This is a genomic window from Pseudochrobactrum algeriensis (genome assembly GCF_018436245.1).
GTDB lineage: Bacteria > Pseudomonadota > Alphaproteobacteria > Rhizobiales > Rhizobiaceae > Pseudochrobactrum > Pseudochrobactrum saccharolyticum.
Genome location: NZ_CP075361.1, coordinates 248,941 through 264,049 on the forward strand (window position 1 = coordinate 248,941; position 15,109 = coordinate 264,049).

Here is a 15,109-nt window from a genome sequence, read left to right on the forward strand (position 1 = left end):
ATCGAAAAGGTTAAGGGCTCCGGCACAAATGACTCATGCCGGAGCAGGTATTTATACGATTTCAGCGGTCTCCAATGCTGCATGCAGCAGCACATCAGCGCCGTTACCAGCCCATTCTTTGGTGATGTCTTCCGCCTCATTATGGCTCAGACCATCAACGCAAGGGCACATAATCATGGCTGACGGTGCAACCTGATTGATCCAGCAGGCATCATGGCCGGCACCGGATATAATATTGCGGTGTGACAGACCGAGACGCTCGGTTGCCTGACGGATGGTCGAGAGGCAGGTCTCATCAAAGGAAACCGGATCAAACGCGCCGACTTCCTCAATCTGATAGGTCAGGCCGACTTTCTCACAGATTTCCGCAACGGATTTCTCCAGTTTCTGAACCATTTTGGCCAGTTCGTCTTTATCCGGATGACGGAAGTCGGCTACAAAAACAGCAGTACCCGGAATGATATTGCGGGAATTCGGGCTGATATGGGCATAGCCCACGGCACCCACGCCATTCGGTGCGTGCTCCCATGCAATTTCATCCACACGCTCGGTAATACGCGCCATACCAAGCCCCGCATTCACACGTTTGCGCATCGGTGTTGATCCGGTATGGGCTTCTTTGCCGGTCAGCGTAATTTGCAGCCATTTTAACCCCTGACCATGGGTTACAATACCGATATCCAGACCTTCATCTTCCAGAATAGGCCCTTGCTCAATATGCAGCTCGTAATAGGCTTTGATCGGGCGCTTGGCGGTCGGGATTGAACCTTCAAAACCGATGCGTTTCAGCTCGTCACCAACGGTTTTACCTTCCGCATCCGTGCGGGATTTCGCCCATGCTTCATCAAAGAGACCGGCGAAAACACCGGAAGCCAGCATGGCGGGAGCAAAACGGGCGCCTTCTTCATTCGTCCAGTTCACGACCTCAATCGGATGGCGGGTTTTAATGCCCAGATCATTGAGGGTGCGCACCACTTCCAGCCCGCCAAGGACACCAAGCACACCGTCAAATTTACCGCCGGTCGGCTGTGTATCCAGATGGCTGCCGAGCATCACCGGTGGCAGCGACGGATCGCTGCCCTCGCGACGGGCAAACATATTGCCCATCGTGTCGATGCCCATAGTCATACCGGCATCTTCGCACCATTTCTGAAAAAGCAGCCGGCCTTCACGGTCTTCATCGGTCAGGGTCTGACGGTTATTCCCCGTTGAAATGCCGGGGCCGATTTTGGCCATATCCATCAGGCTGTCCCAGAGGCGGTCAGCATTGGTTTTGAGATTGCTGTTCAGATGCGTTTTCATGTCTGTTTCCGTATGCGGTCTGTATTAATCATGATAAGCTCATAAAGGCGCGGGGAGACGGCATGTGGATTTCCTCCTCATTCAGCGCATCGTGAAAGATGATGCGTTTTGGCGTAATAAGCGCAGCCTTGTCAGAGGCCGCACAAAAAGAGCCTTGATTGTTTCCCCAAAAACACGTTGATTACTGCTCCGTTCTGTTGCGGAGTATTTATGAAACCGGCTTGCTTCCGTTGCTGGAAACCGGCTGCTGTATCATCCACTAAAATCCGTTCAGGACAAGAGAATATCGGTGGCCGAATTTGCCTGTAACGCATTATATTTGCAGGCAGTATGAAAATGCGGGGAAGAGCAGCATGGTACGGAAATCTAAATCGGCTAAAGACATTTCCGTGATGCAGCAGGAACAGCCTGAAAGCCTGTCGCGTATTCAGGAAATGAACCGCAAGCTCATTCTTGAGGCCGCGCTGGATGTGTTTTCGACCTATGGTTTTCGTGGTTCCACCATCGACCAGATCGCGCTGAAATCCGGTATGTCGAAGCCTAATCTTCTGTATTATTTCCGCCGTAAGGAAGATATTTACAACACCGTTTTGCAACAGACGATGGAAGAATGGCTGGCTTCGCTGCAGTCTATTGATCCGCAGGGCGAACCGCTGGAGGAGCTTGGCTCTTATATCCGCAACAAGATCGAGATGGCGTTCCGCAATCCTGCGGCTTCGCGCCTGTTCGCCAATGAGATTATGCATGGTGCACCGGCAATCGGCACTTTCCTGCAAGAGGATATGCGCGAACTGGTGGATGAAAAAGCGGCCATGATCGGGCAATGGATGGAAGAGGGCAGGCTGGCAAAGACCGACCCGCATCATCTGATTTTCACGATCTGGGCGACGACCCAGCATTATTCCGATTTTGAAACGCAATTGCGTGCTGTGCTCGGTGAAAAATTTGATGCGCCGGATTGCTGTGAGAAAACGGTACAGGTGGTCAGCGCCATTTTGCTCAACGGTATCCGGCCCCGTTAAGCAGGGAGGAGTTGCGGCAGAAAATTCTCTGCCGCTCTCTGTTTTATGAGCTGTGATGACTGCCTGTCCTGTCACCGTTTACCGCCCCTATTCCGCAGCCTGTTTGTGTTTTGCCATCGGATTGTTCGGATGGGTTGTCCAGTTGGCATAATCAGGGCTGATTGGTTCTTTTGTGCGCGGATCAATACCGGAAACCTGCTCCATCGTGATACAATCCTGCACAGGGCAGACACTTACGCAGAGATTGCAACCGACACATTCCTCATCAATCACCTCAAAATGGCGCACACCATCCACCATCGAAGTAATCGCCTGATGGGATGTATCCTCACAGGCAATATGACAGCGGCCGCATTTGATGCAGGCATCCTGATCGATCCGCGCTTTGGTGGTGTAATTGAGGTTGAGATATTGCCAGTCGGTGACCTGCGGGGTTGCGCGGCCACGGAAATCATCGAGTGACTGATAGCCTTTGCTGTCCATCCAGTCGGACAGACCGTCGATCATTTCTTGTACAACCTTGAAACCATAGGTCATGGCCGCCGTGCAAACCTGAACCGTACCGCAACCGAGTGAAATATATTCCGCCGCATCGCGCCATGTGGTGATGCCGCCGATACCGGAAATCGGCAATCCGCGTGTTTCCGGATCGCGGGCAATTTCCGCCACCATATTGAGCGCAATCGGTTTGACCGCAGGGCCGCAATAGCCGCCATGGGAGCCGCGCCCGTCAATGCTTGGTTGCGGGGCAAAATTGTCGAGATCAATGGAAACAATGGAATTGATGGTATTGATGAGCGATACCGCATCGGTTCCGGCATTTTTAGCAGCCCGCGCAGGCATACGGATATCGCTGATATTCGGGGTGAGTTTGGTGATAACCGGCATGCGGCTATATTGTTTGCACCATTTCACCACCATGGCCACATATTCCGGCACCTGACCGACAGCAGCACCCATGCCGCGCTCGCTCATGCCGTGCGGACAACCGAAATTCAGTTCAATCCCGTCGGCACCGGTTTCTTCCACCCGTGGCAGAATGGCCTTCCATGCTTCCTCTTCGCAAGGTACCATGATGGAGGCGATCAGAGCGCGGTCAGGCCAGCGGCTTTTCACCTCTTTCATCTCGCGCAAATTGATTTCCAGAGATCGGTCAGTAATCAGCTCAATATTGTTGAAGCCGAGCAATCGGCGGTCGGCACCCCAGATCGCACCATAGCGCGGCCCGTTGACATTGACGACCGGCGGGCCTTCCGCACCCAGCGTTTTCCAGACAACACCACCCCAGCCAGCCTTGAAAGCGCGTTCCACATTATAGGCTTTGTCGGTTGGCGGGGCAGAAGCCAGCCAGAACGGATTGGGTGAACGGATACCGAGAAAATTCGTGGTCAGATCAGCCATGTCAGTGATCCTTTGCCGAAGATGATGTCGTGTGATTGTGCACCGATGGTGCGTGCGGATGGAGGCTCGGCAGGTCTTTGCGATTGGCTGCCAGCACGGCCTCGGCAAAGCCGCTCACGGCTTCCGGCAATTGCATCAGATGCTGATGGATGGATTGCGCCGCGATCTTGCCGTCTTGCACGGAGGCCACGGTAAGATCCTGACCGCCAGCAACACAGTCTCCGCCAGCCCAGATGCCTTTCACACTGGTGCGGTTTTCAGTATCAACTTTAATCCGGCCGCCGCTCATTTCCATGCCGCTGGCACCAAGGCCTTGGCCGTCAAGTTTTTGGCCGATGGCCTTGTAAATCTGGTCGGCGGGCAATGTGAGTGTAGCACCCGTTGCAACCAGTTTTCCGTCACGCTGCTCGGTGTGAGCAAAGCGGATCGCGATGGCCTGCCCCTGATCATTGAGCAGAATTTCCTCCGGTTGCAGGCAGTCACGGATCACCACGCCTTCGGTCTGTGCCAGTTGCTGTTCATAGAGGCTGGCATTCATATGTTCGCGGTCACGGCGATAGGCCAGCGTCACGTTCTCTGCGCCCAACCGTTTGATCTGGATAGCAATATCAATCGCGGTCATACCGCCGCCGATAACGACTATATTGTTGCCGATATTCAGGCGGGAAAGGTCAGAGCTTTGGCGCAGTTCTGCGATGGTGCGTACGGCATCCAGCACATTCTCGGCATCTTCACCGGCAATATGCAGCCGGTTTGTGCCGCCAAGGCCAAGCCCCAAAAACACGGCATCATAACCGGAACGTAAGGCATCCAGCTGAATGTCTTTGCCCAGCGCTTTGCCGGTTTCAATCGTTATGCCACCGATTTTCAGAATGAATTCCAACTCGCGGGCAGCGAAATTATCGACGCTTTTATAGGAGGCGATGCCGTATTCATTGAGGCCGCCGCCTTTCGGGCGGGCTTCAAAAATCGTCACCGTATGGCCTTCGCGTGCCAGCGCATGGGCGCAGGCAAGACCGGCAGGTCCTGCACCGACGACCGCCACGCTTTTGCCGGTAACCGGCGCGCGGGTGAAGGGGTGAACACCGCTTTCCATCAGGTGATCGGTGGCATGACGCTGCAATAGTCCGATACGTACGGGCTTGCCTTCTGCCGCTTCACGCACGCAGGCTTCTTCGCACAGAGTTTCAGTCGGGCAGACACGGGCGCACATACCGCCGAGAATATTCTCGCTCAAAATCGTGCGTGCAGCACCTTGAGGATTGCCGCCTGCGATCTGGCGGATGAATTGCGGAATATCAATATGGGTCGGGCAGGCCGTCATACATGGTGCATCATAGCAGAAATAGCAGCGGTCCGCTTCTACCAGTGCTTCATGTTTGTCGAGCGGTGGATGCAGATCGGCAAACACATCCTGATAATTATCAAGGCGGTTCGGCCGGATATCCGCTGCTGTATTGTTGTGCCTGTCATGCGAATGCTGGTCACTCATGCTCCTGTCACTCCTCCCGGCACAGTCGCAGTTAAGACAAGCGATCTGGTGCTTAAAATCAATGTCAGAGGTGCCGGACGGCTGTTCGCGCAAGTGCGCCAAGCAAAATCCGGTTATGCAAATGCTGTCTCAGAACGCATGTTGATGCGCGTCCCGCATTGGTTCATTGCTGCATGGTGGGGAAGCGGCGTGGTTCCCTTATTATACGCCGGTTCCGCAATCTGTCAGAGCTGAGCACTTTTTGGTTTGTGTGCTTTTGGCTTCTGTAGACTCAGCATGACAGATTTTTGCGGAAGGTCAAATTTTTTATCAGATGGTCAAAATATGACAAATATACTCATAAAATACACCTGAGTTAAGCGCTGCCTTGGCGTATATTTTGTGCTGCGGCTTCGCCGATATTGGCGAAAAACCGGTCAGCTATTTTGCGTGCCGTATTGCCGAGCAGCTTGGTGCCGAGCTGGGCAATTTTACCGCCTGCATCGCCATTGATCGTATAGCGCAGAATGGTCACATCAGGGCTTTCTTCGATCAGTTCCACATCGGCACTGCCTGCCGCGAAACCGGCAATCGAACCCTGACCTTCACCGCTGATCGTATAAGAAAATGGCGGGTTGAGATTGGAGAGGATCAGCAAGCCGTGAAAGCGGATTTTGATGAGGCTGAGATTAACAAGAATAGCCGCCTGAATGTCGGTTTCCGACAGCCGCTCCAAGGTCTCGCAACCCGGAATACAGGGCTTGAGAACGTCCACATCATTCATCGCATCCCAAACAGCCTGTCTTGGTGCCTGAATGCGTTCTTCGCCGGTCAGATCCATATCTATCCTTTTAAATTTATGTGGTGCAGAATATTTTTAACCCGCTATCTTGTTAATGATATCGGTTTCAATCACAAGAAAACAACGTCTGAATTTTGTTTTTATTTATCATGCCCTTAAAACACTTCAATCGGTTCATATCTAAAGTGTTATAGGTTGTCTTTGAGAAGCAGTTATTCTTTATCCGGGAGTGGTTGGCATGGCATGGAATGAGGCGGCAATTGCGGCAGGTGTGACAGCCTTGAAAGCACATTGGCAGACAGTTGCGCAAAAGCAGAATATGCGTGAGGCCTTTACCGCAGATCCGCAGCGTTTTGAGCGCTACTCCCTCAAACTGGATGATTTACTGCTCGACTGGTCAAAATGCCGTGTCAATGACGAGACAATGGCATTGCTCAAAGATCTGGCCGTGGCCTGTAATGTCGAAGGCCAGCGCGATGCCATGTTTGCCGGCGAGCCGATCAACAGCACCGAGAACCGTGCCGTTCTCCATGTAGCCCTGCGGGCAAAACCGGATGATGTGATTGTCACAGACGGTGAAAATGTCGTGCCGCAGGTGCAGGATGTGCTGCATCGTATGAGCCTTTTCAGTGAGGCAATCCGTGCCGGTGATCTGGCTGGTGCCACAGGGCGCACCATCACCGATGTGGTGAATATCGGTATCGGTGGTTCAGACCTCGGACCGGTGATGGCAACACTCGCGCTGACACCGTATCATGACGGGCCGAATACGCATTTCGTTTCCAATATTGATCCGGCGCATATTGCCGATACGCTGCGCGGTCTCGATCCGGAAACCACGCTGATTATCATCGCGTCGAAAACTTTCACCACGATTGAAACTATGACCAATGCGAAAACCGCCCGTAAATGGGTGGCCGATGCTCTGGGGGAAGAGGCTGTCGGTGCGCATTTCGTGGCTGTTTCTACCGCACTCGATAAAGTAGCAGCCTTCGGTATCCAGCCGGAGCGGGTCTTCGGTTTCTGGGATTGGGTTGGCGGGCGCTATTCCGTGTGGTCGTCCATCGGCTTGCCGGTCATGCTGGCGATTGGCGAACATAGGTTTAAAGAATTTCTCGCCGGTGCCCATGCAATGGATGAGCATTTCCGCACCGCGTCGTTTGAGCAGAATCTGCCGATGATGCTGGGCGTGATCGGCTATTGGCATCGTGAAATCTGCGGCTTTGGCAGCCGCGCGATTATCCCTTACGATCAGCATCTGGCGCGTTTACCGGCCTATTTGCAGCAGCTGGATATGGAATCCAACGGCAAGAGCGTGAAGCGTGACGGTACGCCGGTTTCCGGTGTCACCGGTCCTGTGGTCTGGGGTGAACCCGGTACCAACGGGCAGCATGCTTTCTTTCAGCTTTTGCATCAGGGAACCGATACAATTCCGCTGGAATTTATGATCGCAGTGCATACGCATGAACCGGAACTGCTGGAGCAACATCAGATGCTGCTGGCCAATTGTTTTGCCCAGAGCGAGGCGCTGATGAAAGGCCGCACGCTGGAAGAGGCACAGGCGCAGCTGCGTGCGCGCAAATTGCCGGAAGCGGACGTGGAGCGCATTGCCCCGCATCGTGTTTTCTCCGGCAACCGCCCGTCGGTCACCATTCTCTACGACAAGCTGACACCTTTTGCGCTCGGGCGTCTGATCGCGCTTTATGAACACCGTGTTTTTGTGGAAGCGCAGCTCTTTGGTATCAATGCATTTGACCAATGGGGTGTGGAGCTTGGTAAAGAATTGGCAACAGAATTGCTGGATGTCGTTACCGGAAAACAAAATGCCGGTGGCCGCGATACCTCCACACAGGGTCTGATTGCACATCTGCATCAGGCATCGCAGGTGTAAAAACCTGATCCTCATACACTGAAAACTGCTTGCCGATACGTGACAAGCATCTGTTTTTCGTGTTTGTTGATAATGGTTTATGGAGTAACCGCCGGAATGAGGTGATTGGAAAACCTGTCCGGCGGTCAATGGGTGGAATACATTATGAAAACGGATCATATACAGTTTGCCGGTGATGTGCCGGGCATTCAGGTGGAAATGCGTGTACTGCGTTTTGAAGGCGCAGATACAAGCGCGCCGACGGCTTATTTGCAGTCATCATTGCATGGTGCTGAATTGCCGGGGCAGGCTGCGCTGCATTTCCTGATTCCGATGCTGCGTAAAGCGGAAGAGGAAGGCCGTATCAAAGGCGATATCACGATTGTCCCGCAGGCTAATCCTGTGGCCTCCAATCAGTGGCAGAGCCATCAGCATCTCGGTCGTTTTGATTTCTTCTCCGGTGTGAATTTCAATCGCAATTTCCCGTTGCTGGAAGATTTCAACACTTCTGCACTGCCGCAGCCTGATGCGCCGGTTTCTATCGATAAGCGTATCAAGGCAATGCTGGTTCGCATGGCGCTGAAACATGAGATCGTGCTCGATCTGCATTGTGATGATGAGAGCGAAAACTATCTCTATGTGCATGAAAATTATGCGGAAGATCTGCGTGATCTGGCAACAGCACTACGCTCGACCGCAATTCTCGCCGGTGATTCAACCGTTAGCGCGGCTTTTGAAGAGGCCTGTGTTAATCCGCTGCTGCATATGAAAGAGGGCGAGCGCGATATGCGCCGCCGTGCGGTAACAACCGTTGAGTTTCGTGGTCTCAATGATGTTGATCCGGCAACCGGTCTGGCTGATGCGGAAGGGCTCTATCGCTTCCTCGTGCATCGCGGCGTGGTGGAAGATGCGTCCAGCCAGCTTGGCGAAGCATTTAACGGCCCGATTGCGCCTTTCTCCCGTGTGGAAATGATCCGTGCGCCGCAGGGCGGTATGGTGCTGTATCATGTGGCGCTGGGTGATATCGTTAAAAAAGGCGATCTGCTGGCAACGATTGTCACCGTGCCGGGTGAACCTGAGCACGATATCAAACTCTGCGCACCGCAGGCCGGTCGCGTTTTAACCTATCGCAGCCTGCGCTATCTGCGCCGCGGCGATGATGTGATGAAGCTGATCGGTGATGAACCATCGGCACAAAGCAAACCTGCCGGTTCACTGGAGGCATAATGTCAGCAACTGTAGCAGTGCCGTCCGGCTCTGAAAAAACGATCCGTGCCATTCTTTTCGACAAGGACGGCACGCTGGTTGATTTTAACAGGACGTGGTTTTCCATTTCCTGCGAACTGGCCAGACGCTCTGCTGCCGGTGATGATGCCTTGGCGAAATCGCTGCTGGATGCCGGTGGCTATGACTGGCAGGCGGAGAAATTCCGCGCCAATTCCGCAATCGCCGCCGGAACGGTTGAGGATATTGTTGCACTCTGGCATCCGCAGGATACAGACGAGCAACGCCGTGCACGCGTCGCTGAATATGATATTTACGGGGTTGAGGAAGGTGCCAAACAGGCGGTGGCTGTTGAAGCATTGAGCCAGACCCTGCAAACCTTGAAAGCGGCCGGTTTTATCTTAGGCATTGCGACCAATGATTCTGAGGCCGGTGCACGGGCAACAGCTGCTGCACTCGGTATCAGTGATCTGTTTTCCGGCTTTATCGGCTATGACACGGCAGCGCGTGCCAAACCTTATGCTGATCCGCTGTTGCATTTTGCGGCAGAAGTCGGCGTGGCACCGGAGCAGGTGGCGATGGTTGGCGACAATCCGCATGATATGGAATGTGCCAGAGCGGCCAAAGCGGGTCTGGCGGTTGGTGTACTGACGGGCAACAGTCCGCGTGAAGTGCTTGAACCGCTGGCTGATATTGTGCTGCCGTCTATTGCGGATTTGCCGGATTATCTGGCCGGAAAGTAATGTCTGCTTGTATTTAAAATTAAAGGCCGGTGATTCCACCGGCCTTTTTTCTGTTTAGTCTCATTATCACGGGCATCAAGTTGATCCAACTTGACTGTGAAATGCTCTAGCGCAATTCGCGGCGCAGAATTTTACCGACATTGCTTTTCGGCAGACTGTCGCGGAATTCAATTATACGCGGACGCTTATAATTGGTCAGCCGCTCGGCGCAGAAAGCTTTCAGTGTCTCTTCGGTTAGTTCCGGATCGCGGCGCACCACAAACAGCTTTACCACTTCGCCGGAATGTTCATTGGCAATACCGATAGCGGCAGCCTCAACAACGCCCGGATGTTCCGCTGCAACTTCTTCAATCTCATTCGGATAGACATTGAAGCCGGAGACAAGGATCATATCCTTCTTGCGGTCCACAATTTTGGTGAAACCGCCTTCATTCATGAAGCCCATATCACCGGTGCGGAAAAAACCGTCAGGGAAAATAGCCTTGGCTGTTTCCTCAGGCCGGTTCCAATAGCCTTTCATGACCTGCGGACCACGCACACAGACTTCGCCCACTTCACCAAGCGGCACATCATTGCCGTCATCGTCACGGATCGCCACATCAGAACCCGGTACCGGCAGGCCGATAGTACCTGAAAATTCCGTTGCATTGAGCACATTGGCCGTGGCAACCGGCGAGGTTTCCGAAAGGCCGTAACCTTCAGTAATCAGGCAGCCCGTCATCTTCTCCCAGCGCTCGGCAACAGGACGCTGAACCGCCATGCCGCCGCCAAGAGTGAGGATAAGCGGCTTGAAATCCAGCCTGCGGAAGTCTGCATTTTCCATCAGGGCATTGAACAAAGTGTTGAGCCCCGGGAAAATATGAAACGGTGCTTTTTGCAGCTCTTTCACAAAAGCCGGAATATCCCGCGGATTTGGGATAAGCAGATTGCGGGCACCCTGCTGAATACCCATCATCGCATTCACGGTCAGGGCAAAAATATGATAGAGCGGCAATGCGCAGATATAATTGATATGCTCCGGCCGGCCTTTATGCTGGAAAGCCACATCCAGCCACAGGCGCATTTGCTCCACATTGGCAAGAATATTGCTGTGCATGAGCATGGCACCTTTGGAAATGCCGGTCGTGCCGCCTGTATATTGCAGAAAAGCCAGATCATCCGGTGCAATCACCACCGGTTTGAATGTCAGTTTTGCACCGCTGGCGAGGACAGATTTAAAGCTGTTATGTGCCGGAATATTCCATGCAGGCACCATTTTCTTAACACGGCGCACGACGAAATTGATAATCGCACCTTTAAGCCCGTGCATATCGCCCATAGAGGCGACAACCACATGCTTGACCGATGAATTTGGCAGGACTTTCTCCAGAGTATGGGCAAAGTTTTCGAGAATAATAATCGCTTTGGCACCGGCATCATTGAGCTGATGTTCCAACTCGCGTGGGGTATAGAGCGGATTGACATTCACAACCACCAGCCCTGCGCGCAAAATAGCGGTAATCGCAACCGGATATTGCAATACATTCGGCATCATCACGGCCACGCGGTCGCCTTTGACCAGTCCGCGTGATTGCAGCCATGCTGCCAGAGCCGCCGATTTTTCATCCAGCTCTTTATAGGACAGAGATTTGTCCATGCAGGTGAAAGCAGGGCGGTCGCCATATTTCTTGCAGGATGTGAGGATCAGATCGGTGATCGATTGATAAGCGGACGGGTCAAGCGCATGCGCTACCCCTTGCGGATAATTGCTGAGCCATGGTTTGGCATCATAAGGGCTGGCTGTTTTTACCGGCTTGGCAACTGGTACTACGGCCGGTTCCGGTGCCTTGTCAGCAATTTTCACTTCCGGTTCGGCTTTTGCAACCTTGGCAGCGGCTTTAGCGGCAGGCTTAGCGCTACCAGCTTTCGGGGCGGTTTTGGTTTCCGCTGCTTTTGCTGCCGGTTTTACCGCAGCAGTTTTTGTTTTGCCGGCAGGCTTTCCTGCCGTGGTATTGGTTGCAGGCTTTGCTGTTGTTGTTTTGGCAGGCTTTTTGGCTTCTGCAACTGTCGGAGCCGCAATGTTTGTTGCCTCCGGTGTGGCAGTTTTTTTGGCCGGAGATTTTTTCGGTGCCGCAGATGTTTTTACTGCAGTCTTTGCCGGTTCGGCCTTGGTGGCTGCCACTGTCTTAGCTTTCGCTGCTGTGCTTTTCGGAGCGGATTCTTTGACCGGCTTTGTTGCGGCTGTTTTGGCCGCCGTGGTTCCGGTTTTCTTTGCGGCGCTTTTTGTTGCACCGGCCTTGGCATTCCCATCACTCGAACGTGTCATTCTGCCTCCCAGAATTCCTGTTGTGCCGGCATATGCTTCCGGAAAGTTTCCGGTGTATCGGGTCTTCCTCGCTAAAACCCGTCTGCCAACAACTTAACCAAGATTATGCCGATATCAATATCAGACATGATCTTTCCATTGACGTAAACGTAAATTCTTTATCAGGCAATATGTCTGATTGATTTGGCTGTATGAAATACAAGGCCGGTCATGGGATAGCCGGCACTGCGGGCGTCGTCTTCTTTATGCAATAATTTTTCTGTCTTTGATATTGTGTGAAACAACAAACCTGTAAGCCTCTTATATAAGTAAAAAATCTTAGCTTAATGACGGTAAGATAAAATAATATGTCTTCTGATGTGCTGGTGAAGCACTATGCTCTTTAAAGATTCAATGACATAGGCCGACTTGATAAATCCGCAGATATATCGGGTCTTACACAGCATTATGAGCTGTAAAGGAGCCCACCGCAATGCGATTTGCAAGTGTATTCCCGTCAGTTTTACAATTGATCGGCCGGACACCGCTTGTCGAACTCAGCGGATTTGACACTGGGCCGTGCCGTTTATTTGCGAAACTGGAGAGCCAGAACCCTTCCGGTTCCATCAAAGACAGGGTCGCTCTGAGCATTATTTCCGCAGCGGAACAATCGGGTCAGTTGCGGGCAGGCGGTACAATTGTCGAAGCAACAGCCGGTAATACAGGGCTTGGCCTTGCGCAGGTTGCGGCACTGCGCGGCTACCGGTTGATACTGGCTATTCCGGATAAAATGTCCAAAGAAAAAATCCGGCATTTACGGGCTTTAGGGGCAGATGTCCGGCTGACACGTTCTGATGTGGATAAGAACCATCCGGAACATTATCAAAATCTGGCGCGGCGTATCGCAGAGGAAATTCCGGATGCGTTTTTTGCCGATCAGTTTTCCAATCCTGCCAATCCGCTGGCACATGAGATCGCAACAGGGCCGGAAATCTGGGAGCAGACAGATCATAAGGTTGATGCGGTCGTCGTCGGGGTAGGCTCCGGCGGTACGCTGACGGGGCTGGGGCGTTATTTCCGCTCAGTTGCTCCGCAGACGCAAATCATACTTGCTGATCCTGAAGGTTCGGTTCTGGCGCCATTTATCGCGACAGGGCAGTTGGCACAAGCCGGTCAATGGTCGGTGGAGGGGATAGGGCAGGATTACATCCCTGCGAATGCTGATCTCTCTTTTGTCAGCCGTGCTTATACAATGTCCGACCGGCAATCTGTTCAGGCTGCCCGCGATTTGCTTTTGCGTGAGGGCATTCTGGCCGGAGCATCGTCCGGTACTTTGCTGGCAGCGGCTCTGCAATATTGCCGCGAGCAGACAGAGCCCAAAAATGTGGTGACGCTGATTTGTGACAGCGGCTCCAAATACTTGTCAAAAATGTTTGATGATAACTGGCTGCGCGAGCGGCATCTGAGTGAGCGCGCAGTGCAGGGCAATCTGGAGGATCTGATCTCGCGGCGCCATCAGGATGGTGCGGTGGAAGTAACCGCACCGGATGAAAATCTGCTTGAGGCCTATGGGCGGATGCGGCGCAATGCTGTTTCGCAATTACCTGTGCTGGATGGTGGCAGGCTTGTCGGAATTATTGATGAAAGCGACATCTTGAAGGCCGTGGAGGGCCCGCCGGAAGGGCGCTGGTCGCGCTTTGCGGTTCAGGTTTCATCGGCAATGACCCCGCAACCGCGTGTCTTACAGGTGGACGCACCATTGAGTGCGTTGCAGAGTTTCTTTGACCGTGATGAAGTGGCGCTGATTGTGAATGGTGCGGATTTTATCGGGCTTATCACCCGTATCGATCTGATTAATCATTTACGCTATGCCGGTAAAAATACGCGTGATGCATAAAAAAACGGCCATATGCTGCAAGGTGCATATGGCCGTTTCAGTCTTTTCCGGTCAGCTTCGGCTTTCAATGCCGCACAATTGCATCGATTGAGGCAAGGGGCACAAAGCGCATCTTTTTTAGCTGTTCTTATACAGATATGACTGCCGGAAAATGCAGGATTGGATTTCGGGTGCCGGAGGGCTCCTTTTCTGCTGTTTCAGCCGAAGACTGATGTCAGGCTTGTCGCAATTGCCCAGATAAGAAATGCAGCCGGGACAGCCAGACCGGCCAGAAAAATTCCCAGAAATACATAGGCCGCATCATCGGTGCGGTTTCTCATCTGATCGGCAGGCTTTTGCCATTGAGCGGGTACACCATCATACATTGCGGGTCTCCTCCGATATCTTCTTAATGGATTTATTATGATCTGAATGAGAAATACTGCAATACTGAATATAAAAAGATTTGAATTGCACGAAAATGATGGTATTAGCTGTTTTCTGTTACTGCTGGTTTTAAAAATATGATATTTCTCGACATGTAATTTTATAAATATTGATTTTAACTCTATGATTTTTATAAATTTTACTTTTATACTGTATTTTTTGAAGTATCTGTAATTTCAATAATTGCTGAATGTTTCGATAAATATGAGATTTCAGTACGATTTGTAGTCTCAAAAATCCCGTGAAGCCGGACAAAATCACTGCAAACTGAGTCGGGTTAACCGGCACTGGTTTTCATCATGTTATTGCAGCCTGTTGTCGCTGCTGCAGTTCTTTCGTGCGTGTTACGCATAGCGGCTTCACTCTGCCTTGCAATGCTGCATGACTGTTATGCATTATTGTTTATTGTCGGTTTTTTTATCTGCCGCTATATGTCTGTCCATCGGGTTCGTTCTCCTCCTCCCAATTGGACCCGATGACGGAATGCGGTACTCCTCCTCCCAACCGCATCCATAATCAGGCCGCGCATCTCCTCCCCCGCGCGGCCTTTTTCTTTTTCCAAATCGATTAAATTCATTTCCGTATTCAGCGTTCGGGCTATATTCTCGGCGCGAAAATCACTATTCGTTATTTTGTTGCGATCAAAACATTATAAATGTTTGTTTTG

11 protein-coding genes are annotated in these 15,109 nt (G+C 52.2%); 5 read left to right on the forward strand and 6 right to left on the reverse strand.

The window, feature by feature from the left end:
- Positions 1-51 precede the first annotated feature (51 nt).
- Entirely contained in the window at positions 52-1,302 is a 1,251-nt protein-coding gene (locus KHQ09_RS03270) for a Zn-dependent hydrolase (RefSeq protein WP_213596266.1), read from the reverse strand.
- 353 nt (positions 1,303-1,655) lie between these two features.
- On the opposite strand from KHQ09_RS03270, the gene KHQ09_RS03275 reads away from it, so the two are divergent.
- A complete protein-coding gene (locus KHQ09_RS03275; protein WP_420801425.1) occupies positions 1,656-2,324 on the forward strand; it encodes a TetR family transcriptional regulator C-terminal domain-containing protein in 669 nt (222 codons plus the stop codon).
- 87 nt (positions 2,325-2,411) lie between these two features.
- Here KHQ09_RS03275 and preA read toward each other — a convergent pair whose 3' ends face one another.
- The 3 genes from preA to KHQ09_RS03290 form a co-directional block, all read right to left on the reverse strand.
- Positions 2,412-3,725, reverse strand: a complete 1,314-nt coding sequence (gene preA, locus KHQ09_RS03280) for an NAD-dependent dihydropyrimidine dehydrogenase subunit PreA (RefSeq protein ID WP_213596268.1) — start codon at positions 3,723-3,725, stop codon at positions 2,412-2,414.
- Between the two features lies 1 nt (position 3,726).
- Positions 3,727-5,217 carry an NAD(P)-dependent oxidoreductase gene (locus KHQ09_RS03285; protein WP_213596270.1) on the reverse strand — a complete coding sequence of 497 codons (1,491 nt, stop codon included), beginning with the start codon at positions 5,215-5,217 and terminating at the stop codon, positions 3,727-3,729.
- 355 nt (positions 5,218-5,572) lie between these two features.
- Positions 5,573-6,037 carry an SRPBCC family protein gene (locus KHQ09_RS03290; RefSeq protein WP_022710560.1) on the reverse strand — a complete coding sequence of 155 codons (465 nt, stop codon included), beginning with the start codon at positions 6,035-6,037 and terminating at the stop codon, positions 5,573-5,575.
- A gap of 199 nt (positions 6,038-6,236) precedes the next feature.
- Here KHQ09_RS03290 and pgi point away from each other — a divergent pair, with 199 nt between their 5' ends.
- The 3 genes from pgi (at position 6,237) to KHQ09_RS03305 (ending at position 9,835) form a co-directional block, all read left to right on the forward strand.
- Positions 6,237-7,889 carry a glucose-6-phosphate isomerase gene (gene pgi, locus KHQ09_RS03295; RefSeq protein WP_213596272.1) on the forward strand — a complete coding sequence of 551 codons (1,653 nt, stop codon included), beginning with the start codon at positions 6,237-6,239 and terminating at the stop codon, positions 7,887-7,889.
- Between the two features lie 144 nt (positions 7,890-8,033).
- Entirely contained in the window at positions 8,034-9,095 is a 1,062-nt protein-coding gene (locus KHQ09_RS03300) for a succinylglutamate desuccinylase/aspartoacylase family protein (protein WP_213596274.1), read from the forward strand.
- Positions 9,095-9,835 carry an HAD family hydrolase gene (locus tag KHQ09_RS03305; protein ID WP_213596276.1) on the forward strand — a complete coding sequence of 247 codons (741 nt, stop codon included), beginning with the start codon at positions 9,095-9,097 and terminating at the stop codon, positions 9,833-9,835. Before KHQ09_RS03300 ends, KHQ09_RS03305 begins: the two co-directional genes overlap by 1 nt.
- Positions 9,836-9,941: 106 nt before the next feature.
- Here the strand turns inward: KHQ09_RS03305 and KHQ09_RS03310 are convergent, their stop codons facing one another.
- Positions 9,942-11,678: a long-chain fatty acid--CoA ligase gene (locus KHQ09_RS03310; RefSeq protein ID WP_420801463.1), complete on the reverse strand. Its 1,737-nt coding sequence runs from the start codon at positions 11,676-11,678 to the stop codon at positions 9,942-9,944.
- A 934-nt stretch (positions 11,679-12,612) separates the two neighbouring features.
- Between KHQ09_RS03310 and KHQ09_RS03315 the strand changes: the two genes are divergently transcribed.
- A complete protein-coding gene (locus KHQ09_RS03315; protein WP_213596281.1) occupies positions 12,613-14,016 on the forward strand; it encodes a pyridoxal-phosphate dependent enzyme in 1,404 nt (467 codons plus the stop codon).
- 197 nt (positions 14,017-14,213) lie between these two features.
- Here KHQ09_RS03315 and KHQ09_RS03320 read toward each other — a convergent pair whose 3' ends face one another.
- Positions 14,214-14,381: a hypothetical protein gene (locus KHQ09_RS03320; RefSeq protein ID WP_022712226.1), complete on the reverse strand. Its 168-nt coding sequence runs from the start codon at positions 14,379-14,381 to the stop codon at positions 14,214-14,216.
- Between the last annotated feature and the right edge of the window lie 728 nt (positions 14,382-15,109).

Excerpts from the sequence above, each read along its gene's own strand:
- pgi (WP_213596272.1), top strand. The coding sequence starts at position 6,237 with ATGGCATGGAATGAGGCGGCAATTGCGGCAGGTGTGACAGCCTTGAAA.
- KHQ09_RS03275 (WP_420801425.1), top strand. The coding sequence starts at position 1,656 with ATGGTACGGAAATCTAAATCGGCTAAAGACATTTCCGTGATGCAGCAG.
- preA (WP_213596268.1), bottom strand. The coding sequence starts at position 3,725 with ATGGCTGATCTGACCACGAATTTTCTCGGTATCCGTTCACCCAATCCG.
- KHQ09_RS03300 (WP_213596274.1), top strand. The coding sequence starts at position 8,034 with ATGAAAACGGATCATATACAGTTTGCCGGTGATGTGCCGGGCATTCAG.
- KHQ09_RS03305 (WP_213596276.1), top strand. The coding sequence starts at position 9,095 with ATGTCAGCAACTGTAGCAGTGCCGTCCGGCTCTGAAAAAACGATCCGT.
- KHQ09_RS03285 (WP_213596270.1), bottom strand. The coding sequence starts at position 5,217 with ATGAGTGACCAGCATTCGCATGACAGGCACAACAATACAGCAGCGGAT.
- KHQ09_RS03270 (WP_213596266.1), bottom strand. The coding sequence starts at position 1,302 with ATGAAAACGCATCTGAACAGCAATCTCAAAACCAATGCTGACCGCCTC.
- KHQ09_RS03290 (WP_022710560.1), bottom strand. The coding sequence starts at position 6,037 with ATGGATCTGACCGGCGAAGAACGCATTCAGGCACCAAGACAGGCTGTT.
- KHQ09_RS03320 (WP_022712226.1), bottom strand. The coding sequence starts at position 14,381 with ATGTATGATGGTGTACCCGCTCAATGGCAAAAGCCTGCCGATCAGATG.
- KHQ09_RS03315 (WP_213596281.1), top strand. The coding sequence starts at position 12,613 with ATGCGATTTGCAAGTGTATTCCCGTCAGTTTTACAATTGATCGGCCGG.